The sequence below is a fragment of the Terrabacter sp. Ter38 genome (genome assembly GCF_024519435.1).
In the GTDB taxonomy this organism is placed as follows: Bacteria; Actinomycetota; Actinomycetes; order Actinomycetales; family Dermatophilaceae; genus Terrabacter.
This window is the reverse complement of record NZ_JALJRZ010000003.1, coordinates 34,503-57,810: the sequence shown is the minus strand read 5'-3', so window position 1 is coordinate 57,810 and position 23,308 is coordinate 34,503. Positions and strand designations below refer to the sequence as shown.

Annotated in this window: 23 protein-coding genes; 9 read left to right on the top strand and 14 right to left on the bottom strand. The window is 72.8% G+C overall.

Annotated features, from left to right (window positions below):
* Nucleotides 1–2: 2 nt before the first annotated feature.
* The 3 genes from NR112_RS07620 to NR112_RS07610 all read left to right on the top strand — a co-directional run bounded on the left by NR112_RS07620 (nucleotide 3) and on the right by NR112_RS07610 (nucleotide 3,116).
* Complete coding sequence (locus NR112_RS07620) at nucleotides 3–986, top strand: Ku protein (RefSeq protein ID WP_256793393.1); 984 nt, start codon at nucleotides 3–5, stop codon at nucleotides 984–986.
* 126 nt (nucleotides 987–1,112) lie between these two features.
* Nucleotides 1,113–2,342 (top strand): acetyl-CoA hydrolase/transferase C-terminal domain-containing protein, encoded by a 1,230-nt coding sequence (locus NR112_RS07615; RefSeq protein ID WP_256793392.1) that lies wholly within the window; start codon nucleotides 1,113–1,115, stop codon nucleotides 2,340–2,342.
* A gap of 9 nt (nucleotides 2,343–2,351) precedes the next feature.
* Nucleotides 2,352–3,116, top strand: coding sequence for an SDR family oxidoreductase (locus NR112_RS07610; RefSeq protein ID WP_256793391.1), 765 nt, complete (start codon nucleotides 2,352–2,354; stop codon nucleotides 3,114–3,116).
* 117 nt (nucleotides 3,117–3,233) lie between these two features.
* Here the strand turns inward: NR112_RS07610 and NR112_RS07605 are convergent, their stop codons facing one another.
* The 6 genes from NR112_RS07605 to NR112_RS07580 all read right to left on the bottom strand — a co-directional run bounded on the left by NR112_RS07605 (nucleotide 3,234) and on the right by NR112_RS07580 (nucleotide 8,624).
* On the bottom strand, nucleotides 3,234–4,031 hold the full coding sequence (locus NR112_RS07605) for a sugar phosphate isomerase/epimerase (protein WP_256793390.1): 798 nt from the start codon (nucleotides 4,029–4,031) through the stop codon (nucleotides 3,234–3,236).
* 70 nt (nucleotides 4,032–4,101) lie between these two features.
* Nucleotides 4,102–5,031 (bottom strand): Ppx/GppA phosphatase family protein, encoded by a 930-nt coding sequence (locus tag NR112_RS07600; protein WP_256793389.1) that lies wholly within the window; start codon nucleotides 5,029–5,031, stop codon nucleotides 4,102–4,104.
* A gap of 77 nt (nucleotides 5,032–5,108) precedes the next feature.
* Nucleotides 5,109–5,843 (bottom strand): ABC transporter permease, encoded by a 735-nt coding sequence (locus NR112_RS07595; RefSeq protein ID WP_056773583.1) that lies wholly within the window; start codon nucleotides 5,841–5,843, stop codon nucleotides 5,109–5,111.
* Nucleotides 5,840–6,601, bottom strand: a complete 762-nt coding sequence (locus NR112_RS07590; protein ID WP_256793388.1) for an ABC transporter ATP-binding protein — start codon at nucleotides 6,599–6,601, stop codon at nucleotides 5,840–5,842. The genes NR112_RS07595 and NR112_RS07590 overlap by 4 nt, the downstream gene beginning before the upstream one ends.
* 10 nt (nucleotides 6,602–6,611) lie before the next feature.
* Nucleotides 6,612–7,238 (bottom strand): TetR family transcriptional regulator, encoded by a 627-nt coding sequence (locus NR112_RS07585; protein WP_256793386.1) that lies wholly within the window; start codon nucleotides 7,236–7,238, stop codon nucleotides 6,612–6,614.
* Nucleotides 7,239–7,247: 9 nt separating this feature from the next.
* Nucleotides 7,248–8,624 (bottom strand): ankyrin repeat domain-containing protein, encoded by a 1,377-nt coding sequence (locus NR112_RS07580; protein ID WP_256793385.1) that lies wholly within the window; start codon nucleotides 8,622–8,624, stop codon nucleotides 7,248–7,250.
* A gap of 251 nt (nucleotides 8,625–8,875) precedes the next feature.
* Here NR112_RS07580 and NR112_RS07575 point away from each other — a divergent pair, with 251 nt between their 5' ends.
* From NR112_RS07575 to NR112_RS07565, 3 genes are all read left to right on the top strand, one after another.
* On the top strand, nucleotides 8,876–9,676 hold the full coding sequence (locus tag NR112_RS07575) for a hypothetical protein (protein ID WP_020145095.1): 801 nt from the start codon (nucleotides 8,876–8,878) through the stop codon (nucleotides 9,674–9,676).
* Nucleotides 9,673–10,371 carry a class I SAM-dependent methyltransferase gene (locus NR112_RS07570; RefSeq protein WP_256793384.1) on the top strand — a complete coding sequence of 233 codons (699 nt, stop codon included), beginning with the start codon at nucleotides 9,673–9,675 and terminating at the stop codon, nucleotides 10,369–10,371. Before NR112_RS07575 ends, NR112_RS07570 begins: the two co-directional genes overlap by 4 nt.
* Before the next feature lie 161 nt (nucleotides 10,372–10,532).
* On the top strand, nucleotides 10,533–11,648 hold the full coding sequence (locus NR112_RS07565; protein WP_256793383.1) for an NAD(P)/FAD-dependent oxidoreductase: 1,116 nt from the start codon (nucleotides 10,533–10,535) through the stop codon (nucleotides 11,646–11,648).
* Between the two features lie 71 nt (nucleotides 11,649–11,719).
* Here NR112_RS07565 and NR112_RS07560 read toward each other — a convergent pair whose 3' ends face one another.
* The 6 genes from NR112_RS07560 to NR112_RS07535 all read right to left on the bottom strand — a co-directional run bounded on the left by NR112_RS07560 (nucleotide 11,720) and on the right by NR112_RS07535 (nucleotide 18,699).
* Complete coding sequence (locus NR112_RS07560) at nucleotides 11,720–12,301, bottom strand: LuxR C-terminal-related transcriptional regulator (protein ID WP_256793382.1); 582 nt, start codon at nucleotides 12,299–12,301, stop codon at nucleotides 11,720–11,722.
* A gap of 1,296 nt (nucleotides 12,302–13,597) precedes the next feature.
* Entirely contained in the window at nucleotides 13,598–14,482 is an 885-nt protein-coding gene (gene nadC, locus NR112_RS07555; protein WP_256793381.1) for a carboxylating nicotinate-nucleotide diphosphorylase, read from the bottom strand.
* The gene (locus NR112_RS07550) at nucleotides 14,479–16,305 is read right to left on the bottom strand and encodes an L-aspartate oxidase (protein WP_256793380.1); all 1,827 of its coding nucleotides are present in this window, start codon (nucleotides 16,303–16,305) and stop codon (nucleotides 14,479–14,481) included. The genes nadC and NR112_RS07550 overlap by 4 nt, the downstream gene beginning before the upstream one ends.
* Nucleotides 16,306–16,317: 12 nt before the next feature.
* On the bottom strand, nucleotides 16,318–16,752 hold the full coding sequence (gene panD, locus NR112_RS07545; RefSeq protein WP_020145101.1) for an aspartate 1-decarboxylase: 435 nt from the start codon (nucleotides 16,750–16,752) through the stop codon (nucleotides 16,318–16,320).
* Between the two features lie 37 nt (nucleotides 16,753–16,789).
* Nucleotides 16,790–17,794 carry a pantoate--beta-alanine ligase gene (panC, locus tag NR112_RS07540; RefSeq protein ID WP_374511843.1) on the bottom strand — a complete coding sequence of 335 codons (1,005 nt, stop codon included), beginning with the start codon at nucleotides 17,792–17,794 and terminating at the stop codon, nucleotides 16,790–16,792.
* Nucleotides 17,791–18,699 carry a Rossmann-like and DUF2520 domain-containing protein gene (locus NR112_RS07535; protein ID WP_256793379.1) on the bottom strand — a complete coding sequence of 303 codons (909 nt, stop codon included), beginning with the start codon at nucleotides 18,697–18,699 and terminating at the stop codon, nucleotides 17,791–17,793. The genes panC and NR112_RS07535 overlap by 4 nt, the downstream gene beginning before the upstream one ends.
* A 23-nt stretch (nucleotides 18,700–18,722) precedes the next feature.
* On the opposite strand from NR112_RS07535, the gene NR112_RS07530 reads away from it, so the two are divergent.
* Nucleotides 18,723–19,808 (top strand): SAM-dependent methyltransferase, encoded by a 1,086-nt coding sequence (locus NR112_RS07530; protein ID WP_256793378.1) that lies wholly within the window; start codon nucleotides 18,723–18,725, stop codon nucleotides 19,806–19,808.
* Nucleotides 19,809–19,813: 5 nt separating this feature from the next.
* The gene (locus tag NR112_RS07525; protein ID WP_256793377.1) at nucleotides 19,814–20,362 is read left to right on the top strand and encodes a copper resistance CopC family protein; all 549 of its coding nucleotides are present in this window, start codon (nucleotides 19,814–19,816) and stop codon (nucleotides 20,360–20,362) included.
* A 15-nt stretch (nucleotides 20,363–20,377) separates the two neighbouring features.
* Here NR112_RS07525 and NR112_RS07520 read toward each other — a convergent pair whose 3' ends face one another.
* Both NR112_RS07520 and NR112_RS07515 read right to left on the bottom strand, forming a co-directional pair.
* On the bottom strand, nucleotides 20,378–20,797 hold the full coding sequence (locus NR112_RS07520; RefSeq protein WP_256793376.1) for a glyoxalase/bleomycin resistance/extradiol dioxygenase family protein: 420 nt from the start codon (nucleotides 20,795–20,797) through the stop codon (nucleotides 20,378–20,380).
* Nucleotides 20,790–22,031, bottom strand: coding sequence for a cytochrome P450 (locus NR112_RS07515; protein WP_256793375.1), 1,242 nt, complete (start codon nucleotides 22,029–22,031; stop codon nucleotides 20,790–20,792). The genes NR112_RS07520 and NR112_RS07515 overlap by 8 nt, the downstream gene beginning before the upstream one ends.
* Before the next feature lie 82 nt (nucleotides 22,032–22,113).
* On the opposite strand from NR112_RS07515, the gene NR112_RS07510 reads away from it, so the two are divergent.
* Nucleotides 22,114–23,301 carry an NADH-quinone oxidoreductase subunit D gene (locus NR112_RS07510; RefSeq protein WP_256793374.1) on the top strand — a complete coding sequence of 396 codons (1,188 nt, stop codon included), beginning with the start codon at nucleotides 22,114–22,116 and terminating at the stop codon, nucleotides 23,299–23,301.
* Nucleotides 23,302–23,308: the final 7 nt, after the last annotated feature.

The following is a 23,308-nucleotide window of genomic DNA, read 5'->3' as shown; positions in this document are numbered from 1 at the left end:
TCATGCGAGCCATCTGGAAAGGCGCCGTGTCGTTCGGCCTCGTCAATGTGCCGGTTCGACTCTTTTCGGCGACCGAGAACCACGACGTGCAGTTCCGGCAGGTCCACGAGAAGGACGGCGGCCGCATCAAGTACCAACGCGTCTGCTCGATCGACGGCGAGGAGGTGCCCTACTCCGACATCGCCAAGGGCTACGAGGCCGCCGACGGGCAGATGGTCGTGCTGACCGACGAGGACCTCAAGAGCCTTCCGACGCGGTCGACGAAGGAGATCTCGATCGAGAAGTTCGTGCCGTCCGAGCAGATCGACCCGCTGCTCTTCGACAAGAGCTACTACCTCGAGCCCGACAAGACGGGCCTCAAGCCCTACGTCCTGCTCCGCGACGCGCTCGAGAAGGCCGACCGGATGGCACTCGTCACCGTGTCGGTGCGCACCCGGATGACGCTCGCCGTGCTCCGCGTGCGCGACGGCGTCATCGTGCTCCAGACGCTGCTGTGGGCCGACGAGGTGCGCGCGCCCGAGTTCGAGTCCCTGTCGGAGGAGACGCACGCGACGGCCAAGGAGCTCGCCATGGCCTCCTCGCTCGTCGACTCGCTGTCGGGCGACTACGAGCCCGAGGAGTTCGAGGACGACTATGCCGAGGCCGTGACCCAGCTCGTCGCGACGAAGATCGAGGGCGGCGACATCACCGAGACGCCCGAGGCCAAGGGCGAGGAGACGGAGGTCGTCGACCTGCTCGCGGCCCTGCAGCGCAGCGTCGACAAGGCCAAGGCCGCCAAGACCGGCGGCTCGAGCGCCTCCGACTCCGACTCCGACTCCGACTCCGCCGAAGGGAAGCCCGCCAAGAAGACGGCTGCGAAGGCCACGACGCCGAAGAGCGCGGCCACGAAGACGACGGCGAAGAAGACGACGGCCAAGAAGACGACCGCCAAGACGTCCACGGCCAAGACCACGGCGAAGAAGGCTGCCACCAAGAAGGCCAGCTGACCCGCCGGCTCCACGCCGTCGCCGACCCGCCCTGACCCCCGCCACGCGCAGGGGGTCGATGGCGACGTTCGTCACGCCGGACGGCATACACCCTCGCCCTGGCGTGCGCTGCGCGAGGATGAAGGAGTGCGGACGGCCACGATCGACGAGCTCACCCAGCGGCTTCGAACACTCCCGGACAACCCCCGTGTCGTCGTCAGCGGCAACATGGCGGTCCCCTGGGAGGGTGTCCGGGCGCTCGACGCGGCCCAGCCGAGCTACGTGCTGCACGCGCTCAACGCGCCCGCCGGTCTTCCCGACCGAGAGGGCGTCACCGTCGAGACGTGCTTCGTCGGACCGGGTATGCGTCGGCACCCCCGGCTGCGCTACGTGCCCTCGCGTCTGTCGCTCGTGCCGCTGCTCTACGGCCGTGCCCTGCCGCCAGACGCCGTGCTGCTCCACTGCGCGCCGCCTCGCGACGGCCAGGTCAGCATGGGCCTGGAGGTCAACGTCCTGCCCGCTGCCCTCGAGGCGTGCCGGGCCCGAGGCGGGCTCGTCGTCGCGGTCGTCAACCCGCAGATGCCCTACACGTTCGGCGACGCCCAGGTGCCGCTCGAGCACGTCGACCTCGTCGTCGAGGTCGACGTGCCGCTGCCCTCGCACGCAGCGACCGAGCCTGACCCCGAGAGCCGGCTCATCGGCGAGCGCGTGGCGGCCATGGTCCAGGACGGCGCGACGATGCAGCTCGGCATCGGCGCGGTGCCCGACGCGACGCTCTCTGCGCTGACCTCCCGCCGAGGCATCCGGATGTGGACGGAGATGTTCTCCGACGGCGTCCTCGCGCTCGACGAGGCCGGGGCCCTCGATCCGGACCACCCTCTCGTGACGTCGTTCAGCTTCGGCTCGACCGACCTCTACGCCTGGCTCGACGGCAACCCCCGCGTCCGGATGATGCGCACGGAGAAGACGAACGACCCCGGCCTCATCGCCTCGCAGCGGCAGATGACCTCGGTCAACACCGCCCTCGAGGTCGACCTCTTCGGCCAGGCGAACGCCTCGCGGATCAACGCGCGCATCCACTCCGGCTTCGGCGGGCAGACGGACTTCATCGTCGGCGCGCTGCACTCCGCAGGTGGCCAGTCGTTCATCGCGCTCCGCTCGTGGCACCCCCGCGCCGACGTGTCGACGATCGTGCCGCTGCTCGACGAGCCGGTCACGAGCTTCCAGCAGAGCGCCATCGTCACCGAGCAGGGCGTCGCGCCGCTGTGGGGCCGCAGCGAGAAGGACCAGTGCCACGACATCATCGAGAAGTGCGCCCACCCGCGCGTCCGCGACGACCTCTGGGAGGAGGCGCAGTCGTTGGGTCTCGGCTCGTAGGGTGGCGGGATGAGCTCTGCGCCTCGCTCCGACGCCCCCGCAACGAACCCGGACAGGCGTCCGGTCGCGGTCGTCACCGGCGGCACGCGCGGCATCGGGCTCGCCCTCGTGCGGGACCTTGCCCCGACCCACCACCTCGTCGTCGGCGGGCGCAGCGCCGCGTCGGTCGCGGACGTCGTCGCCTCGCTCCCGTCCGCGGAGGGGCTCGTCGCCGACCTCGCCGACTGCTCCCCAGGCGGGTCGCTCGACACCGCCCTCGCGGCGCTCGCCACTCACCTCCCGCGTGTCGACGTGCTGGTCCACTCGGCCGGCGTCCTGCGCAACGGCACCGTCGCCGACTCGCCCGTGCAGGACTGGGCCGACTCGATGACCGTCAACGTCGTCGCCGTCGCTGCCGTGACCCGCGCGCTCCTGCCGGCGCTCCGGGCCGCGCACGGCCTCGTCGTCACCGTGAACTCGGGCTCGGGCCTGACGGCGACCCCGGCCTCCGGCGCCTACTGCGCCTCGAAGTTCGCCCTCCGAGCACTCACCGACTCGCTGCGGCAGGAGGAGCGCGAGCACGGCGTCCGCGTCACCTCGCTCCACCCAGGCCGGGTCGACACCGACATGCAGCGCGAGCTCGTGGAGTTCGAGGGCGCCGACTACGACCCGAGCTCCTACCTCGAGGTCGACTCAGTCGTCCGGGCCGCGCGCCTGGCCATCGACGCCGGCCCGGACGCGAGCGTCGACATGGTCTCGGTGCGCCCTCGCGGCTGGCGCCCCGCGACCGCCTGATCCTCCCGACGTCCCCGGAGAGGCCCCTTCCGGGCAACACACCGAGCAGGTCACAACCCACCGGGATCGGATCGCGGTGGGTTGTGACCTGCTCGGTGTGTTGCCGGGTGGAGGCGGTCAGATGCGGCTGGCGCCTCGGGTCGGGACGAGGGCGAGGCGCGCGAAGGCGAGCGCCTCGGCGAGGTCGACCTCCCGCTGGTCCCGACCCACCTTGCGCGTCGACACCTCGACGACGACGTCGCCGCTCCAGCCGCTGTCGGCCAGGTGCTCGAGCACGGCGCCGCACGGCTCGCCGCCGCGTCCGGGGACGAGGTGCTCGTCGAGGAACGAGCCGAGTCCGTCGGCGAGGTGCAGGTGCGCGAGCCGCGACCCGAGCGACTGCGCCATGAGCAGCGCGTCGGACCCCGCGGTCGCCGTGTGCGAGAGGTCGAGCGTCACGTGGTCGTAGGGCTGGCCCACCGGGTCCCAGTGCGGGAGGTAGGCCATGACCTCGCGCCGCGCGGTCCGCCAGGGATACATGTTCTCCACCGCGAGCCTGATCCCCGACTCGTGCTCGCGCAGCGCCACCCCGTCGACGAACCCGGCGGCATACTCCCGCTGCCAGCGGAAGGGTGGGTGGAGCACGACGGTGCCGGCACCCACCTCCAGCGCGAGGTCGATGGAGCGGTCGACCTTGCCCCACGGGTCGGTCCCCCACACGCGCTGGGTCAGCAGCAGAGTGGGCGCGTGCACGGAGACGATCGGCAGGGCGTGCAGCTCGGACAGCGCTCGCAGCGCACCGGCCTCCTGCGTCACGGGGTCGGTCCAGACCATGACCTCGATCGCGTCGTAACCGAGCCGCGCCGCGGTCGCGAAGGCGGTCGCCGCGTTGTCGGGGTAGAGCGAGGCCGTCGACAGGCCGACCCGGATGGTCATGCGGCCATTCTGCGCCACGCACCCGGGGCGGGTTCGGGCCGGTCCATGCGGCCGCTGTGGATCCGCTGCGTCACGACGTCAGGTGGTCGAGGCGACGGAGGATGAGGCCCTCGCGCAGGGCCCAGGGGCAGATGTCGAGCTGCTCGACCTGGAGCAGGTCGAGCGCTGCCTCGGCGACGAGCGCCCCCGCGTAGAGCTGCCGGGCGCGACCCTCGGACACCCCGGGCAGGTGCGAGCGCGCGGCCGTGTCGAGCCGTCCGACGCGGATGACGATCTCGTGGAGGTCGTCACGCGAGAGGGTCCGCCGCACGAACGGGCCGTCCGCGCGCGGCGCGGCACCCGCGATCCGGGCCAGCGAGCGCATCGTCTTGGAGGTCCCGACCGCTCGGTCGGGGCTGCCGGACGTCAGCAGCGGTCGCACCTGCTCGGCGAGGCATGACCGGACGTGCGCGCGCAGCTCTCGGGCGACCGCTTCCGAGGGCGGGTCGTCGGGCAGCCGCTCGCGGGTCAGGCGTCCGGCCCCCAGCGGCAGGCTGAGGGCCACGTCGGGCTCCTCGTCGAGACCGCAGGCCAGCTCCAGCGAGCCGCCGCCGATGTCGACGACGAGCAGGCGCCCGCTCGACCAGCCGAACCAGCGACGCACGGCCAGGAAAGTCATCCGTGCCTCGTCCGCACCGCTCAGGGCCTCGAGCTCGACGCCGGTCTCGGTGCGCACCCGCTCGATGACCTCCTCGCCGTTCGGCGACTCACGCAGCGCCGACGTCGCGAAGGCGAAGAGGTCGCTGACGCCCTGGTCCTCCGCGACGTCGAGGCACTCGCGGACGAAGGCGACGAGCCGACCGGCCGTGGCATCGCTGACCCTGCCGTCGGCCTCGAGGCTCTCCGAGAGGCGGAGCTCGGTCTTGTGCGAGAAGGCAGGCAGCGGCTGCGCGCCCGGGTGTGCGTCGACGACGAGAAGGTGGATCGTGTTGGACCCGATGTCGATGACGCCCAGGCGCATGCCCCAACCCTAGTCAGGCCGCCGAACCCCGGACGCGGCTCCCGTGCCGGGCCGGTCACGGAACGTGGCGTATGCCGTCAGGCGGAGCGGCGGCTCAGGGTGAGCGAGGCGAGGGCCAGGGCTCCGGCGATGAAGGCGGCGACGATGCCGAGGTCGCCCAGCACCGCGGTCACAGGGTCGGCATTGCGCGCGATCTCCTTCATCGCGTCGACGGCGTAGGAGAGCGGCAGGACGTTGCTGACCCACTCGAGGACGGTCGGCAGCTGGTCGCGCGGGATGAGCAGCCCGCAGAGCAGGAACTGCGGCAGGAGGAAGGCGGGCATGAACTGCACCGCCTGGAACTCGGTGCGCGCGAAGCCGCTCGCGAGCAGGCCCAGCGCCGTGCCGAGGACGGCGTCGAACACCGCGACGACGACGAGCAGCCACACCGGCCCGGCAACGCCGAGGCCGCACACCCAGACCGCGAATCCCGTTGCGATCACGGCCTGCACGACGGCGAGCGCTCCGAAGGCCCCGGCATACCCGAGCATGAAGTCACCCTTGCCCATGGGCGTGGTGAGGAGACGCTCGAGCGTGCCGGACTGGCGCTCACGCAAGGTCGCGACGGAGGTGACGATGAACATCACGACCATCGGGAAGACACCGAGCAGGGCCGGGCCGATCGCGTCGAAGACGGGCGTGCCGGTGTAGATCCACGCGAGCAGGCCGAGCAGGACGCACGGCACGACGATGATGAGGCCGATGGTGCGGTGGTCGGTGCGCACCTGGCGCAGGACGCGGCCGGAGGTGGCCGCGGTGAGTCCGGCGTTCACGACGAGCTCCTCTCTCCGGACCGGGCGGTCTCGGCGTCGATGAGGGCGAGGAAGGCGGCGTCGGCATCGACGGCGCCCGTCTGCTGGAGCAACTCGGCAGGCGTGGCGTCGGCGAGGACGCGACCCTCGCGGAGCAGCACGAGCCGGTCGCAGCGCGTCGCCTCGTCCATGACGTGGCTCGACACGACGAGCGAGTGTCCGCGGTCGGCGAGGTGGCGGAAGAGGTCCCACAGGTCACGGCGCAGGACCGGGTCGAGGCCGACGGTGGGCTCGTCGAGCACGAGCAGGCTCGGCCGGCCGACGAGCGCGGCGGCGAGGGAGACGCGGGACTCCTGACCACCCGAGAGGTCCTGGACGAGCTGGTCGGCGTAGGACACGAGGTCCACCTCGGCGAGGGTGCGGTCGACGGCCTCGCGCAGCTCGGCGCCGCGCAGCCCGATGGCCCGACCGAAGTAAGTGACGTTGTCGCGGACGCTGAGGTCGGCATAGACGCTGGGACTCTGCGTGACGTAGCCGACGCGGTCGCGGAGCGTGGGCGAGCCCGCCGGATGGCCGAGCACCGTGACGGTGCCCGACTCGACGATCTGCACGCCGACGATGCACCGCATGAGCGTCGACTTGCCCGAGCCGGACGGCCCGAGCAGGCCGACCACCTGGCCGGCGGGGATCTCGAGGTCGAGGCCCGGGATGACCCGCCGCTTCCCGCGCACGACCTGCAGGCCGCTCACGGCGACCGCCGGACCACTGTTATTCACCATGTGATGAAATCTACTCCTGCTCGGGCACCCTGTCCACGAGATGGTGCTGGAGGACGGGTCCGATGCGCTCGACGAGCTCCTCGCGCGTCGCGTCGGCCAGCGCCGGCACCCGGATGACGTAGCGCGCCACGACGAGCCCGATCATCTGCGACGCGGCCAGCGCGCCGCGCAGCTGCGGGTCCGGGGCCCCGGTGCTCGCGGCGATGCGGCCGAAGACCTCGCGCCCGAGGAACTCCCGCAGCATGCGCGCGGCCTCCTCGCTCGTCATGCTCGACCGGACGAGCGCCACGAGGGCGTCACGCCGCTCCGGCGGCTCCCAGACCGTCAGGAAGGTCTCGACGATCCGCCACCCCAGCCGGTCGACGTCACCCGACGTGATGCGCGCGATGAGCTCGGCCGGGTCGACCGGCACGTCGAGCGTGGCCGCGAAGAGTCCCGCTTTGCCCTCGAAGTAGTGGTGCACGAGCGCCGGGTCGACGCCTGCGTCGCGGGCGATGCCGCGCAGGCTGGCCTTGTCGTATCCCTTGGCCGCGAAGGACTTTCGCGCTGCGTCGACGATGGCTGCACGGGTGTCGGCGCCCCCCGGCCGTCGTCCGCGCCCCTTCGGCGTCGCCTCGCTTGCCGTGCTCGACGTCATGCCCACACGCTAGCCCTCGAGTCGCGGGGCTCCTGGCGTATGCCGTCCGGCGGCGTCGCGCAGCACGGCCGCGGCGCGCTCGCCGCGGGCCCAGACCGCCCAGCGGTAGGGCGTCGTGCCGTGCATCGCGTCGACGACGGTCGGGTCGGCTCCGGCGTCGAGGAGCGCGGTGACGAGCTCGACGTCGTCCATGAAGGCCGCCTGATGCAGCGCCGTGCGACCGTTGCGGAGGCTGTCGACGCGAGCGCCGGCGGCGACGGCGGCGCGGACGGCTTCGGGCGTGGCCGCTCGATGGATGTCAGGCACCCTCGGGTCACCCGGCCACGTGCCGGTGACCGGGATGTCGTCACCCACCACGTCGTCCGGTGCCAGGTGCAGCGCTCCCTGTGTCGCGAGGCCGTGCGCGACGAGGAGCGCGAGGCGGTCGACGAAACCGTGGGCGCGCGCCCACTCGACCTGCCGCGCGAGCATCTCGTCGATCGTCTCGGCGGGCTCGCCGGTGCGACGGGCCCAGACCTCGGACGCCGGGTGCCCCAGACCGTGCTCGAGGAGCAGCTCGAGGTGGCTGTCGTCGCGGTTGAACATCCGGTTGTAGAGCGCCTGCCGGTCGTTCGGGTCGGCGCCGCGCTCGAGGAGCAGCTCGGCGAGGGGCCGCCACTGCGGGTGCCTGGGCTGGCGGCCCGGTCCCATCTCGCCCTCGCCGAAGACGCCGGTCAGCGCGGTGAAGGCGGTGGGCAGCCCCTGCCAGAGGTAGCCGCTGTCGGGGTCGGCGCCGGCGTCGAGCAGGACGCGCGCGGAGCCGATGGCGTCGACCTGCGGAACGCGCGAGTAGACGAGGTAGAGCAGCGGGGGCCACCGGAACGGCCCACCCTCCCGGGTGGCCGCTCCGCGCGCTGCGGCGACGTGCGCCCGCAGGGCATTCGCGTCGCCGGCGGCCGCGGCGAGGAAGACGTCGCGGTTCACGAGATCCGGATCGTCCGCGAGCAGCCGCGCCGCTCGGGCCCATCGCTCGGGCTCGTCGCGGTCCGTGTACGTCAGGCAGGCGAGCGCCGCTGCGAGAGAGGCGGACTCGCCAGTCGCCTCTCCGTCGGCTCGGTCGGCGCCACCCGACGCGGGGTCAAGGGCGGCGGGGTCGCGGCTCAGGTCCGCGGCCGCCGTCAGGTAGGAGCGCAGCCGTGGCCAGCTCGCGAAGCCGAGCCGTCGCGCCACGACGAGCTGCGCGTCGGCCAGGGCAAACGACGCCGTCTCGCCTCGCAGCCCCTCGGGGTGCAGTCGGGACACGAGGCCCAGCGCGACTGGTTCGGCGGACCGGACGGCGCGCTGCAGGCTGCGTGCATCGCGCCGCAGGTGCTCGAGGTCGGGGTTCTGGGGCAGGGACAGGGCCATGACGGCCTCCTCTCGTCGTGCCCGCGTGCGCTGGTCGGGCCGAAAGGAGGTCGGACCGCATGCTGCCGTGCCCCAGGGAGGCTGAGCCCCTTCCCGCGCACCGGAGGCGCCCTGGACGCCACGGTCAGCGTACGCCGCCGCCCGCACCCGGGGAAGCACACGGCATACGCACGCAGGCCCCCCCGCGACGCACCATCCACGGGGTGGGCGTCGTCGGCGCGGCGGAAAGGTCGGCGGCATAGGGTGAGCCGGTGGCTGAAGCACCTCTGGACCTCCCCCGCGTCTGGGTCGAGTTCACCGACCCCGCCGACACGAACCAGCGCTACCGCTGTGACCTGACCTGGCTCACGAGCAGCTGGACGTGCATCTTCGGCAGCGGCTGCCAGGGCATCTACGCCGGCCGGCCCGACGACGGGTGCTGCACCCTCGGCGCCCACTTCACCGAGAAGGACGACTGGAAGCGCGTCGCCAAGGCCGTCGAGGACCTCGGCGAGGACGAGTGGGAGTACCACTCGGTCGGCCGCGCCACCGGGAGCAAGGACGACTGGACCGAGAAGGAGGACGGCGCGCGCAAGACGAAGGTCGTCGACGGCGCCTGCATCTTCCTCAACCGACCCGGATTCCCCGCGGGCGCCGGGTGCGCGCTGCACCAGCACGCGGTCCTCACCGGCGTCGAGCCGCACACCCTCAAGCCCGACGTGTGCTGGCAGCTGCCGATCCGCCGCACCTTCCGCACCGTCGAGCTGCCTGACGACTCGAGCTACCTCGAGGTGACGATCACCGAGTACGACCGCCGCGGCTGGGGTCCCGGCGGCCACGACCTCGACTGGTACTGCTCCGGCAACTCCGAGGCGCACGTCGGCCGCGAGCCGGTCTACCGCTCCAACGCACCCGAGCTCACCGAGCTCATGGGACCGCTCGCCTACGCCGAGCTGGCGATCCGCGCCGAGGCGCACCTCGCCCAGGTCAAGGCCGTCCGCGCGCGCGGCGTGCGCAAGCTGCTGCCGCTGCTCGTGCACCCCGCCACCATCGAGGCCCAGCGCAACCCATGAGCGACGAGTCCGGGATCATCCCCTCCCCCAACATCTGGGAGACGCCCGACGTCTACGAGGTCGAGAACCGCGGCGTCGACCGCGCCCACGTCATCGAGGACGCGATGCGCTCGGTCCTCGACTGGTCGGGTCTCGACGTCGTCGACATCGGGTGCGGCACGGGTTACCACCTGCCGTTCTTCGCCCGCGACGCACGCTGGGTCGTCGGTGTCGAGCCACACCCACCGCTCGCTTCCCTTGCCGCACAACGTATCTCGGGTATGCCATCCGTCTCGGTCCGCGAGGAGGGTGCCGCCGCGATCGGCGTGGCCGATGGGTCGTTCGACCTCGCGCACGCGCGGTGGGCGTACTTCTTCGGGCCAGGCTGCGAGCCGGGGCTCGCCGAGCTCGACCGCGTCATGCGGCCGGGCGGCGCGGCGTTCGTCGTCGACAACGACGCGACCCGCTCGACGTTCGGTCAGTGGTTCCGGCGGGCGCTGCCGGGCTACGACCCGCGCGCGGTCGAGCGCTTCTGGGAGCGGCAGGGCTGGCAGCGCGAGCGCCTCGACATCCGGTGGGACTTCGACTCGCGCGAGGACTTCGAGGCCGTCGTCGGCATCGAGTTCGCACCCGAGCACGCCGACCTCATCCTCGCCGAGCATCCCGACGCCACCGGCGTCGACTACGCCGTCAACCTCTGGCACCGACGCTACTGACGCCGGTCGAGAGCCCAGCTCCGGCCGCCCCCGACCCGTCGAGGCCGGAACCCGACGTGGTCATTCCTACCCATGCCCTGCGTCGGGGATGGGCACCGCTGCCGACGCGGTGACCGCCCTGCCGTTCCTACCGTCGAGACATCGACCACCGGGAGGACACCATGGAGACCATCGAGACCGTCATCGTCGGCGCGGGCCAGGCAGGGCTGGCCACGGCGCACGAGCTCGCCGAGCGGGGGCACGAGTGCGTGCTCCTCGAGCGCAACGAGGCCGTCGGGGACGGCTGGCGTCAGCAGTACGACTCGCTCCGGCTCTACTCCTCCGTCCGGCACGACTCCCTGCCCGGGATGCCGTTCCCGGGCGACCCCCGGTCGTTCCCCGGCAAGGACGAGGTCGCGGCCTACCTCCAGTCGTATGCCGCCCGCTTCCGTCTGCCCGTTCGTCTCGGCGTGCGCGTGGAGCGGCTCGCCGCCGCGTCCGAGGGTGACGGCTTCGTCGTCACGACCGACCGCGGGAGCATCGCCTGTCGCAACGTCGTCGTCGCCACGGGGACCTTCGGGCGTGCGCCTCACGTGCCGGCCTTCGCGGCCGACCTCGACGCCTCGATCCTCCAGCTGCACTCGAGCGAGTACCGGCGGCCCAGCCAGCTGCGCGACGGGTCGGTGCTCGTCGTCGGCGCCTCGCACTCGGGCTGCGACATCGCCTACGAGCTCGCGGAGGACCGGCGCACCGTGCTGGCCGGGCGAGACTGCGGCCAGATCCCCGTGCGCTGGGACACCCCTGCCGTGCACGTGGCGTTCCCCTTCCTGCTCTTCGCGTGGCGCCACGTGCTGACGCGCCGGACGCCGGTCGGTCGGAAGATGATGGCCGAGATCCGCCACCACGGCGGACCGATGCTGCGGGTCAAGCGCGAGGACCTCGCCGCGCGTGGTGTCGAGCGCCAGGTGCAGCGCGTCACCGGCGTGACCGACGGGCGCCCGACCCTCGACGACGGGACGGTCCTCGACGTCGCCAACGTCGTCTGGGCCACGGGGTTCGAGCAGCGCTTCGACTGGATCGACCTCCCCATCATCGGCGAGGACGGCTGGCCGCGGGAGTACCGCGGCGTCTCGACGGACGTGCCCGGCCTCTTCTTCTGCGGACTCGCCTTCCAGTTCGCGTTCGCCTCGATGGTGCTGCCCGGCGTCGGTCGCGACGCGGCTCACGTGGCGACCCACATCGCCAGGCGGTCGATCGCGTCGACCACGCGGCTCGAGGTGGGCGCCGCTGCCGGGTGAGACCACCGGGGAGGTGCGGTGCCGGACCGGTCGAGGATCTTGACCGGTCCGGTCTCAGTGGTTCGGCGAGGTCAGGGCTGACGGCGCACGAGGTCGTGCTCGAAGGCGAAAGCCGCTGCGGCCGTGCGGCTCCCGACGTCGAGCTTGGTGAAGATGTTGCTCAGGTGGCGGGCCACGGTCCGGTCGCTCAGCACGAGCGCGGTCGCGATCTGGGCGTTGCTCCGGCCCTCGGCGACGAGGCCGAGCACCTCGACCTCGCGCTCGGTGAGGCCCCCGGGTCGCGTGCCGGGTGAGCCCAGCCGGTCGAGCGCGTCGACGTCGGGTCGGGCCCCGAGCGCCACGAGCTCCTCGCGCGCCGACGCCAGTGACCGCCGGGCCGACTCGTCGTCGCCGAGCGCGAGGAGCGCCCGCCCGCCGGCCGCCTGGGCGAGCGCGGCCTCGTGCGGCACGTCGAGGCGCACCCAGGCCTGGTGCGCCTTGCGCAGGTAGGGCAGCGCACCGGCCGGGTCGCCGGCAGCCAGCTCGACGCGGCCCCAGGCCGTGGCCGCCGTCGCGGCGAGCACCTCTGACCCGAAGGACTCCGCGAGGCCGTCGAGCTCGCGAGCGCCGTCCCGGGCTGCGTCGACGTCGTCCGCGGCCAGCAGGACCTCCACGGCGGCCGGCAGGATCCGGCTGCGTCGCACCGCCGGGCCCGGCTCACGAGCAGCCTCTTCACTGCGGCGAGCGCGGCAGCCGTCCTCCCCCGGGCCAGCCAGAGCAGGGCCGAGCCCGGCTGCGGGTCGTAGCCGTGCTCCGCACTCAGCTGGTAGGCCGCGTCGGCGGCCTCGAGGTCGCCGCGCAGGCGCAGCAGGTCGCCGCGTTCGCAGGCGGCCTGCCCGACGGCGTCGGTGGCACCCGCCAGCCGGTAGCGCTCGACGGCAGCCGTGAGCTCGTCGAGCGCGGCGTCCCAGGCGCCGTGAGCGCGCATCACCTGGGCGCGGTGCAGGCTGCACTGCCCGGTGAAGGTCACGAGGCCGGGCTGGTCGGTGCACCAGCGGTGCAGCAGCTGCGTCCACTCGACGACGCGGCGCAGGTCGGAGACCTCCTGACAGCCCTCGATGGCCGTGCAGTAGACGTGCCCGAGCATGACCGGGGCCAGGGTCCGGGTCGTCGCCTCGAGCATCGACTCGTCGAGGAGGGAGAGACCATCGGTCACGCGGTCGCCGTAGATGGCCATCCGACCCTGGGCGCACAGCCCGGTCGCCAGCAGGCCTGCGTCGTCATGGCGCCGTCCGGCCTCGGTCGCCTCGAGCGCGCACGCGTGCGCCTCCGCGAAGCGACCCGCACCGAGGTGCGTGAACATCCGCGCGAACGCGACGTAGCCGGACTCCAGGCTCCCGTCGGGCAGTGCCGCGACGAGGCGCTCACCGCGGCTGAGCCACGCAGCTGCCGCAGAGTGGTCTCCGCTCGTGCGGCCGACCATCGACAGGTCGAAGGCGCACCGGGCCGCCCCGGCGGTGTCGTGGTCGGAGAGCCTGACGTCGAAGGCCCGCCGATAGCGCTCGACGGCGTCCGTCATGCGTCCGAGCAGGTGCGCTGCGGCGGCGGACGACTCGAGATCGTCGGCCGTCAGCCCGGCGGCCTCGACCCCGGACCACCGGTCGAGGGCCGCAGACCACTCGCCACGCTCGAACTCGGCTCTGGCGCGGACCAGCTCGTCGACGACCCCCACGGCACCCTCCTGCCCCGCAAGGCTACGCCCGCCACCACCGCCGACCGCCCCGTTTCCCTCAACCGTCGACAGCCACGTTCGGCCGCTTCCCGGCGGTCGAGTGGCCAGTCGTCGCGGCAACCACACGTGGCCTCTCGACGGGTTGGAGGCGGCCACACGTGGCCTCTCGACGGGTCGGAGGCGGCCACACGTGGCCTCTCGACGGGTCGGAGGGGGCCACACGTGGCCTCTCGACGGTTCAGTCGGTGAGGTCGAGGGCGATGTCGACGATGGGTGAGCTGTGCGTCAGGCCGCCGACCGACACGAAGTCGACACCGGTCCCGGCGTACTCCCGCACGACCTCGAGCGTCAATCCACCGGTCGCCTCGATCTCGACGGGCTCGCCGGCGCCGCGCAGCAGCCCGACGGTCTCGGCGAGCACGTCCACGCTCATGTTGTCGCACATGATGAAGCGCGCGCCGGCGTCGTAGGCCTCCTGCGCCTCGGCCGGCGTCGTCACCTCGACCTGCACGTCGACGTCGGGGAAGCGCCCGCGGACGAGCGCGTACGCCGCTGCCACCGAGCCGGCCGCGAGCTTGTGGTTGTCCTTGATCATCGCGACGTCGTAGAGACCCAAGCGCTTGTTCGTGCCGCCCCCGCAGCGCACGGCGTACTTCTCGAGCCAGCGCATGCCCGGCGTCGTCTTGCGCGTGTCGAGGACCATCGTCGACGTGCCCTCGAGCGCGTCGGCCCAGCGACGGGTGTGGGTGGCCACGCCCGACAGCCGGCTCAGGATGTTGAGGATCGTCCGCTCCGCCACGAGGATCACCTGGGTGGGCCCGGTCAGCCGCGCGATGACGTCGCCGCGCTCCAGCCGCGAGCCGTCGTCGCCCACGACCTCCACCGTCGGCACGTCGCGGCCGAGCTGCTTCGCGACCGCCGCCAGCACGAGCCCGATGACGGGCACGCCCGCGACGACACCTGGTGCCCGCGCGACGACCTCGGCGGTGCGCGTCTGGTCGGCGGGGATCGTCGCGAGGGTCGTCACGTCGACGCCGTCGGGACCGAGGTCCTCACGCAACGCGACCGCGACGAGCTCGCGCGCCCACTCGTCCGGGAACCCGCTCAACCCGTCGCCGCTCACTGCGTCTCCTCCGTCGATCCCACTGGTTGCGTATGCCGTCCAGCCCCGTTCGCGGGTCTCGCCCCGTCCGCGCGGTCCTCGTCGAGCACGTCGAGCGGCACCGAGCCGTCGAGGTCGAGGCCGTCGAGGTTCGCGCGGGGCACGGGCACGACCGTCGCCTCGAGCACGCCGGAGCCGGAGCGCTGCAGGTGCACGTGGTGCAGGAAGTGCGCGTCGTCGCGGGCCGGGAAGTCCTCGCGCACGTGACCGCCACGGGTCTCGTCACGCAGCGCGGCCGCATACGTCAGCGCGCGTCCGAGGTGGAGCAGGTTGGTCGTCTCCCAGCTCTTGGGGCCGCCCTGCTTGTCGGCGTCGTCCGCGACGGCGCGCGCCGCGAGGGCCGCAAGGGTCTTCTGCGTCGCGGCGAGCGACTCGGCCGAGCGCACCGTCCCCGACCCCGAGGTCATGGCGCGCTGCACGTCGAGGCGGCGCTTGCCCCGGATCAGCTCGGGCTCACCGACGGGGGCGACCGGCGTCGTCTCGGAGAGCTCCCCGGCGCCGAGCCGGGCCGTGAGGTCGTCGGCGATGCGGCGCGCGAAGACGAGGCCCTCGAGGAGCGAGTTGCTCGCGAGGCGGTTGGCGCCGTGGACGCCGGTGCACGAGGTCTCTCCGCACGCGTAGAGCCCCTCGAGGGAGGAGCGGCCGCGCAGGTCGGTGCGCACGCCACCGCTCGCGTAGTGCTGCGCGGGCGCGACCGGCAGCAGCTGGGTCGCAGGGTCGAAGCCGAGCTCACGGCAGCGCTGGACGATCGAGGGGAAGCGCTGCTCGAGGAACTCGGCACCGAGGTGGCGGCAGTCGAGGTAGACGTGGTCGGTGCCGGTCTCGCGCATCCGGGCGATGATGGCGCGGGCCACGACGTCGCGTGGCGCGAGGTCGGCGAGCGGGTGCTGGCCCTGCATGAAGCGCTCGCCCGCCTCGTCGACGAGGAAGGCGCCCTCACCGCGCACGGCCTCGGAGATGAGCGGCTGCTGACCGCGAGAGCCCTCGCCGAGCCACAGGACGGTCGGGTGGAACTGGACGAACTCGAGGTCGGCGAGCACGGCACCGGCCCGCAGCGCGGCCGCCATGCCGTCCCCGGTGGCGACGGACGGGTTCGTCGTCGAGGCGTAGATCTGGCCGAGGCCGCCGGTGGCGAGGACGACGGCACGGGCGTGGGCTGCACCGACCCCGTCGACCTGCCCCTCGCCGATGACGTGGAGCGTCACGCCGCACACCCGGGCGTCCGCGTCGGTCAGCAGGTCGACGACGAGGGCGTGCTCGATCACCTCGATGCCGGGGTCGTCACGCACGCGGTCGAGGGCGGCGATGAGGGCGCGGCTGATCTCGCGGCCCGTGGCATCGCCACCAGCGTGGAGGATCCGGTCGCGGTGGTGCCCGCCCTCGCGGGTCAGCGACAGCCCGCCCGTGTCACCGCGGTCGAACTCGGCCCCGAGGGCGATGAGGTCCCAGACGGCGTCGGTGCCCTCACGCACGAGCGCCTCGACGGCGTCGACGTCACAGAGACCGACCCCGGCGACGAGCGTGTCATGGATGTGCTCGGCGGCGCTGTCCTCGGGCGACATGACGGCGGCGATGCCGCCCTGCGCCCAGGCCGTCGAGCCCTCGTCCAGGACGGTCTTGGTCACGAGGAGCACGCGGTCGACGCGGCGCCGGAGCCGCAGGGCCGTCGTCAGGCCGGCGACGCCCGAGCCGACGACGATGACGTCGGCGGTGGCCGTCCAGCCGGGCGCGGGCGCACGCAGCCGTCGGGGGACCGTCACGTCGGGGAGCCCGCTCTGCGACATACGGCTGGCCTCTCAGTCCTGGTACTCGTGGTGGCGCCCGGTGACGGCGGAGGTCATGAGACCGAAGCCGTCGGGCACGTCACCGGCATCGTGCCCCACCTCGACGACGCGGTTGTCGTCGTCGACGAAGACGACCTGCGGCTCGAAGGTGCGTGCCTCGGCATCGTCCATCGCGGCGTACGCGATGATGATGACCGTGTCACCGGGCGAGATGAGCCGGGCCGCCGCGCCGTTGATGCAGACGATGCCCGTGCCGCGCTCGCCCTCGATCGCGTAGGTCGTCAGGCGGTTGCCGTTGTCGACGTCGACGACGTCGACCTGCTGGCCCGGCCACAGGTCGGCGGCGTCGAGCAGGTCGCGGTCGATCGTCAGGGAGCCGACGTAGTGCAGGTCGGCCTGCGTCACCGTGGCCCGGTGGATCTTCGAGTGGAGCATGAAGCGCTGCACGACTGGGACCTCGAAATCGTCTGTGGTGGAAGGGAACTCAGGGCTGAGAGAAGGTCTCGAGCGCGCCGCCGCCGGGGCCGACGAGCACCGGCAGGTTGTCGATGAGACGAGTCGTGCCCACTCGGCCCGCCACGGCAAGGAGCGCCTCGCCGCGATACCACTCCGGCACGTCCTCGAGCGTGTCCGGGTGGACGAGCACGAGGTAGTCGACGAGCGCGAGCGGCTCGCGCACGAGCACGGCCCGGGCGGAGCGCCGGACGGCCGACGGGCCCTCGGGTGCGGCGTCGGCTCCCGCGCGCAGCGCGGCCGACAGGCACAGGGCGGTCTCGCGGTCGGACTCGGTGAGGTAGGTGTTGCGGCTCGACATCGCAAGGCCGTCGGGCTCGCGGACGGTCGGCACCGCCACGACGCGCACCGGGAAGTCGAGGTCACGGCACATCCGGCGGATGAGGAGCAGCTGCTGGGCGTCCTTCTGCCCGAAGTAGGCGGCGCTGCACCGGGTCAGGTGCATGAGCTTGCCGACGACGGTGAGCATGCCGTCGAAGTGGCCGGGTCGCGACTGGCCCTCGAGGACGTCACCGAGCGGGCCGGCAGAGACGCGGACGCCCGGGTCGCCGTCGGGGTAGATGACGTCGGGCGTCGGGGCGAAGACGACGTCGACGCCCGCGGCCGTGCAGATCTCGAGGTCGGCGTCGAAGGTGCGCGGGTAGCGCGAGAGGTCCTCCTTGGGCCCGAACTGCAGCGGGTTGAGGAAGATCGTCACGACGACGTGGCGGTGCGTCTTGCGTGCCTGGTGGATCAGCGTCGCGTGCCCCTCGTGCAACGCCCCCATCGTCATGACGACGGCGACGTCGGCGTCGTCGAGCGCCGACCGGGCCTCGCTCAGCTCGTCCCTCGTCCTCGCCACCACGGGCGACCCGGGCCGCGTGTCGGTGACGGCGGCGGCGGCGTGGTCGCCGGCGCCCGTGGTCGTGCCGGTCGTGCCGGTCGTGCCGGTCGTGCCGGTCGTGCCGGTCGTGCCGGTGGCGGTGGTGTCGGTCACGGTTGGTCCTCCTCGTGCGCGAGCAGCTCGAGCAGCGGGCCGGCGTCGGAGGCGCGGAGGCGTCCGCTGAGCAGCGCTCGCTGCGCCGTCGCGCGGGCCAGGGCGAGGTAGGTCGGGCGAATGTCCGGGGCGACCGTGCGCAGCATCGCGACGTGCCCGGCCACGGTACCGGCATCGCCGCGCGCGACCGGACCGGTGAGGGCTGCGTCACCCCGGCGGAGGGTGTTGGAGAGGGCAGCGGTCAGCAGCGGTTCGAGCACGCGCGCCGGGTCGTCGACGCCCGCCTCGCCGAGCAGCTGCATCGACTGGGCCACGAGCGTCACGAGGTGGTTCGAGCCGTGCGCGAGGGACGCGTGGTAGGTGACACGGTCCTCCTCGGCCACCCACACGGGGTCGCCACCCATCTCGATGACGAGAGCCTCGCCGAGGGGCCGCGCGAGGTCGAGGGTCGTCACCCCGAAGCAGCAGTCGTGGAGCCGGTCGAGGTCGATCTCGGTGCCGGTGAACGTCATCGCCGGATGGATCGCGAGGGGCACGATGTCGCTGTCGGCTGCCGCCTCGAAGACCGAGATGCCGTGCGCCCCGGAGGTGTGCATGACGAGCTGTCCGGGCGTGAAGGTAGCGGTGGCGCTGAGACCCGCGACGAGGTCGGCGAGGGCGTCGTCCGGCACCGCGAGGACCACGAGGTGCGCGCCGGAGACGACCTCGGGGATCGGCTTGACCGGCACGCCCGGCAGCAGCGTGGCCGCCCGCTCGAGGCTCTCCTCGCTGACGGCCGAGACGCCGCTGACGACGTGACCGGCCCGGGCCAGGGCGGCTCCGAGGACGGCTCCGACGCGTCCGGCGCCCACGACGCCGACGTCGAAGCGCGCGGGACGCTCGTGCGGGGTGCTCACCCACGGCACGCTATCGCCTACAGTCGGCGGTCGTGGATCCCCTTCCCTGGAGTGAGGCGTGGCACGAGGCGTTGTATGCCGCCGAGCAGGGTTTCTACGTCACGCGCGGTGGGCCTGCAGCGCACTTCACGACGGCCGCCCACGGCCCGACCGGACGCGTGCTCGCCGAGGCCCTGCTGGCGCTGTGGGCCGCCGAGCACGGCCCGGCGCTCCCCTCGGTCGTCGTCGACGTGGGCGCGGGCCGGGGCGAGCTCGCGACGCACCTGGTCGACGCCCTCGAGCTCCTCGGGTCGAGGTGTGCCGCCACGCCCGAGAGCGAGGAATCACCTCGACCCAGCGACGCCGACTCCCGGTCGAGGGATGCCACCGCGCCGGGCCGCGACGAGTCACCCCGACCGAGGGTGGTGGCGGTCGACGTCGTCGACCGGCCCGAGGGGCTCGACGACCGGGTGGAGTGGGTCCGCTCCCCCGGCGGCTCGGCACTGCCCCCTGAGCTGACCGGCCTGCGCAGCGCCCTCGTCATCGCCCACGAGTGGCTCGACGTCGTGCCGTGCACCGTCGCCGAGGTGGACGCCGACGGAGTCCTGCACGAGGTGCTCGTCGAGCCGACCACCGGCGTGGAGTCGCTCGGTCCCCTGCTCCGCGACGCCGACCGGCGCTGGGCCGAGGCCCACTGGCCCACGCGCACGCCAGGTGACCGCGTCGAGGTCGGGCTCGCCCGCGACGAGGCGTGGGCCGAGCTCGTCTGCCGGGTCGAGGACGGCACCCTGGTCGCCGTCGACTACGGCCACACGGCGACGGGACGTCCGTCCGGGGGGACGCTCACGGCATACGCCAGCGGTCGGCTGACGACGCCCGTGCCCGACGGTTCGTGCGACGTGACGGCCCATGTCGCGATGGACACCCTCGACGCCGACCAGGTGCTGACCCAGCGCGAGGCGCTGCAGGCGCTCGGGCTGAGCGGCACCACGCCGCCGCACGCTGTCGCGAGCACCGACCCGCTCGGCTACCTCGCCGCGCTCGAGCGGGCGAGCCTCGAGGCACGGCTGCTCGCCGCGGACGGCTTCGGCGGCTTCCGGTGGGCGGTGAAGCGCGTCCGCGGGCACGACGTAACCTGAACGGCATGCGTCGTCTCGCCTCCGCGCTGCTCGCCCTCGGACTCCTCACCCTCGGACTCCTCGTCGCCGTGCCGACGACCGCCTTCGCGCACGACGTCCTCGAGCGCACGAACCCTGCCGACGGCACGAGCGTCACGCAGCTGCCGGGCACCGTGGTGCTCACCTTCTCGGAGGCCCCGCTCGAGATCGGCACCCAGGTCGTCGTCACCGGCCCGGCGGGGCCCGTGTCGTCCGGCACCCCGACGATCGAGGGCCGCGACGTGACGCAGGCCCTCGCGCCCAACGCGCCCGGCGGCGACTACACGGTGTCCTACCGCGTCACCTCCGACGACGGTCACCCCGTCACCGGCACGTTCTCCTTCCACGCGGCGATCGGGCTCGACGGGTCGACCGCCACGGCCGGAGCGAGCGTGCACGTCAAGCCCACCGCCGGCGCCGACGACGCCCAGGGCTCGCTCCTCGTGCCGATCCTGCTCACCATCGTGGGCACCGTCGTGCTGCTCGGGGTGGGTGGCATCCTCGTGCTGCGTGGCCGCGAGGCCGAGCGCAGCTGACGCCGTCCGAGCGGCTCAGTCGGGCTCCGGCCCCGCTTCCGGCGCCGGCTCGGTAAGGGGCTGGTTGAGGAACCAGCGGTGCCCGAACGGGTCGTGGAAGACGGCGAGCCGGCCGATCGGCGGGTTGTCCTCGGGTGGCCGGTCGACGGTGGCTCCCGCGTCCTGAACCCGGCGGCAGAGGGCGTCGACGTCGGTCACCGTGAGGTGCAGCGTGACGGCGTTGCCGCGGCCGGGGTCCGGCGGGGCGACCCCGGCGGACTCGAACGCGTCGGACATCATCCAGCGCGCGCCGTCGACCGCCAGCTCGCAGTGCCCGACGTGCCCGTCGTCCATGACGATCGGCTCGTACGTGACCTCGGCCCCGAGGTGCTCGCGGTACCAGTCGATCGCAGCCCTCGAGTCGGCCACGCAGATGTAGGGGGTCAGCTCACTCATCGCTCCACCCTCCTCCGTCGGGTCCGTCCGTGGGGCGTTGCCGGACGACGAGGTGCTCGTAGCCGCGCAGCACGAACGTCGGTCGCCGCACCGCCTCGACGACCTCGATCGGCCCCAGCCGCTCGAGGAGGGCCCGGACCGAGATCTGCAGCTCCATCCGGGCCAGGGGCGCCCCGAGGCAGAAGTGGATGCCGGCGCCGAACGCCAGGTGCGGGTTGGGCTCGCGCGATGCGTCGAAGCGGTCGGGGTCGGCGAAGACGGCCGGGTCGCGGTTGGCGGCGCCGAGCAGCGCCGCCACCTTCTGGCCCGCCCGGACCGCCACTCCATGGAGCTCGACGTCGGCCGCGGCGGTGCGCTCGAAGAGGTGCAGCGGTGAGTCGTGCCGGAGCATCTCCTCGACGAGTCGCTCGACGGCGGTCGGGTCGTCGAGGCGGTCGTGCACGGCGTCCCGCTCCCCCGCGTCGGCAAGCAGCGACGCCAGCCCGTTGCCGAAACCGTTGACGCTCGCCTCGTGCCCGGCGTTGAGCAGCAGCACGACGGTCGCGACGAGCTCGCGCGGCGAGAGGCGGTCGCCGCCGTCCCTTTCCTGGACGAGGGAGGTCAGCAAGTCGTCGCCCGGTGCGGACGCCCGTTCTGCCGCGAGTGCCTCGACGTACGAAGCGAACTCGTCACATGCGCGCTGCGCGTCGTGCTGGGACTCGGCATCGGGGTCGACCTCGTACATCCTGACGATGGCCTGGGACCAGTCCCGAAGCACCTTCCAGTCAGCGGTCGGCGCACCGAGCAGCTCGCAGATGACGAGGACGGGCAGCGGTTCGGCGTAGGCGGCGATCACGTCGACCCGGCCGTCCCGGTCGAGGACCCGCTCGACCTCGTCGAGCAGCCCGGCCGCGATCTCCTCGACGCGCGGGCGCAGGCGCGTGACATGCCCTCGGGCGAAGGCACCGGCCACGAGACGCCGCAGCCGCGTGTGCTTCGGTGGCTCCGAGTCGAGGATCGAGTCGGCGTGCAACCAGTCGAACGTCGTCCACGCGTCGTCACCCTCGGAGCGCGGCCGCAGGATCCGCCCGAGCCTGCGGTCACGCAGCACGTCGTTGGCCGCAGCGTGCGTCGTCGTCACCCAGAGGCCCAGACCCTCGTGCCACAGGACGGGCGCCTGCTCACGGGCGGCGGCGAGGGCCCCGTAGGGCTCGGCCACGAAGGCGGGGTCGCGCAGGTCGAGCACGTCGGTCACCCCCACACTCTGCCCGACCGGGAGTGCCCCGGGGAGGGGCCACACGGCATACGCCCTCCGCAGGGGCCGTAGGCTCGGGCCCATGACGGAGACCACCGCCTCGTCGCCGCCCCGGCGTCAGGCCCTGACCGTCGGCATCGGTGCGGGCGGGCTCGCGACCGCCGACATGGTGCTCAACATCGGGCCGCAGCACCCGGCCACGCACGGCGTGCTGCGGCTGCGCATCGTCGTCGACGGCGAGCGGATCATCAGCGCCGAGCCGATCGTCGGCTACATGCACCGGGGCGCCGAGAAGCTCTTCGAGGTCCGCGACTACCGCCAGATCCTCGTGCTCGCCAACCGTCATGACTGGCTCAGCGCCTTCTCCAACGAGCTCGGCGTGGTGCTCGGCGTCGAGCAGATGCTCGGTATGGAGGTGCCGGAACGGGCCGTCTGGGCGCGCACCGCCCTCGCCGAGCTCAACCGTGTGCTCAACCACCTGATGTTCCTCGGCTCCTACCCGCTCGAGCTCGGCGCCATCACGCCCGTCTTCCACGCGTTCCGCGAGCGCGAGGAGCTCCAGGCCGTGATGGAGGAGGTCTCGGGCGGACGCATGCACTACATGTTCAACCGCGTCGGCGGCCTCAAGGAGGACCTCCCGGCCGGCTGGATGGGCCGTGTCGACAAGGCGATCGCCAACGTGCGCAAGCGGCTTCCCGACCTCGAGCGGCTCATCGTCGGCAACGAGATCCTCGAGGCCCGCACCCGCGGGGTCGGCGTGCTACCGCTGTCGACCGTCCAGGCCTACGGCGTCTCGGGACCCATCGCGCGGGCCAGCGGCCTCGACGTCGACCTGCGCCGGGACGCGCCCTACCTTGCCTACGGCGAGCTCTTCGGCGACAAGGGCCCGGGCCGCGTCGTGACCCGCACGGCCGGTGACTGCCTGTCGCGCCTCGAGGTGCTGCTCGAGCAGGTACACGTCTCGCTCGACCTCGCGCAGGCCTGCCTCGACCGGCTCGTGCAGCTGCCGCAGGGGCCGATCAACGTCAAGCTGCCCAAGGTGCTCAAGGTGCCCGAGGGCGAGATCTACAGCGCGACCGAGAACCCCCTCGGCTTCAACGGCTACTACCTCGTCTCCCGCGGCGAGAAGACCCCGTGGCGCCTCAAGCTGCGGTCGGCGTCGTTCAACAACGTGTCGGTGCTGAGCGAGATGCTGCCCGGCCAGCTCATCGCCGACATGGTCGCGATCCTCGGCTCGATGTTCTTCGTCGTCGGCGACATCGACAAGTGAGGGGTCG

Bases quoted from the DNA above. Each gene is read 5' to 3' on its own strand.
- NR112_RS07620 (WP_256793393.1), top strand. From the start codon at position 3: ATGCGAGCCATCTGGAAAGGCGCCGTGTCGTTCGGCCTCGTCAATGTG.
- NR112_RS07610 (WP_256793391.1), top strand. From the start codon at position 2,352: ATGAGCTCTGCGCCTCGCTCCGACGCCCCCGCAACGAACCCGGACAGG.
- NR112_RS07605 (WP_256793390.1), bottom strand. From the start codon at position 4,031: ATGACCATCCGGGTCGGCCTGTCGACGGCCTCGCTCTACCCCGACAAC.
- NR112_RS07600 (WP_256793389.1), bottom strand. From the start codon at position 5,031: ATGCGCCTGGGCGTCATCGACATCGGGTCCAACACGATCCACCTTCTC.
- NR112_RS07590 (WP_256793388.1), bottom strand. From the start codon at position 6,601: ATGGTGAATAACAGTGGTCCGGCGGTCGCCGTGAGCGGCCTGCAGGTC.
- NR112_RS07585 (WP_256793386.1), bottom strand. From the start codon at position 7,238: ATGACGTCGAGCACGGCAAGCGAGGCGACGCCGAAGGGGCGCGGACGA.
- NR112_RS07580 (WP_256793385.1), bottom strand. From the start codon at position 8,624: ATGGCCCTGTCCCTGCCCCAGAACCCCGACCTCGAGCACCTGCGGCGC.
- NR112_RS07570 (WP_256793384.1), top strand. From the start codon at position 9,673: ATGAGCGACGAGTCCGGGATCATCCCCTCCCCCAACATCTGGGAGACG.
- NR112_RS07565 (WP_256793383.1), top strand. From the start codon at position 10,533: ATGGAGACCATCGAGACCGTCATCGTCGGCGCGGGCCAGGCAGGGCTG.
- NR112_RS07550 (WP_256793380.1), bottom strand. From the start codon at position 16,305: ATGTCGCAGAGCGGGCTCCCCGACGTGACGGTCCCCCGACGGCTGCGT.
- NR112_RS07525 (WP_256793377.1), top strand. From the start codon at position 19,814: ATGCGTCGTCTCGCCTCCGCGCTGCTCGCCCTCGGACTCCTCACCCTC.
- NR112_RS07520 (WP_256793376.1), bottom strand. From the start codon at position 20,797: ATGAGTGAGCTGACCCCCTACATCTGCGTGGCCGACTCGAGGGCTGCG.
- NR112_RS07510 (WP_256793374.1), top strand. From the start codon at position 22,114: ATGACGGAGACCACCGCCTCGTCGCCGCCCCGGCGTCAGGCCCTGACC.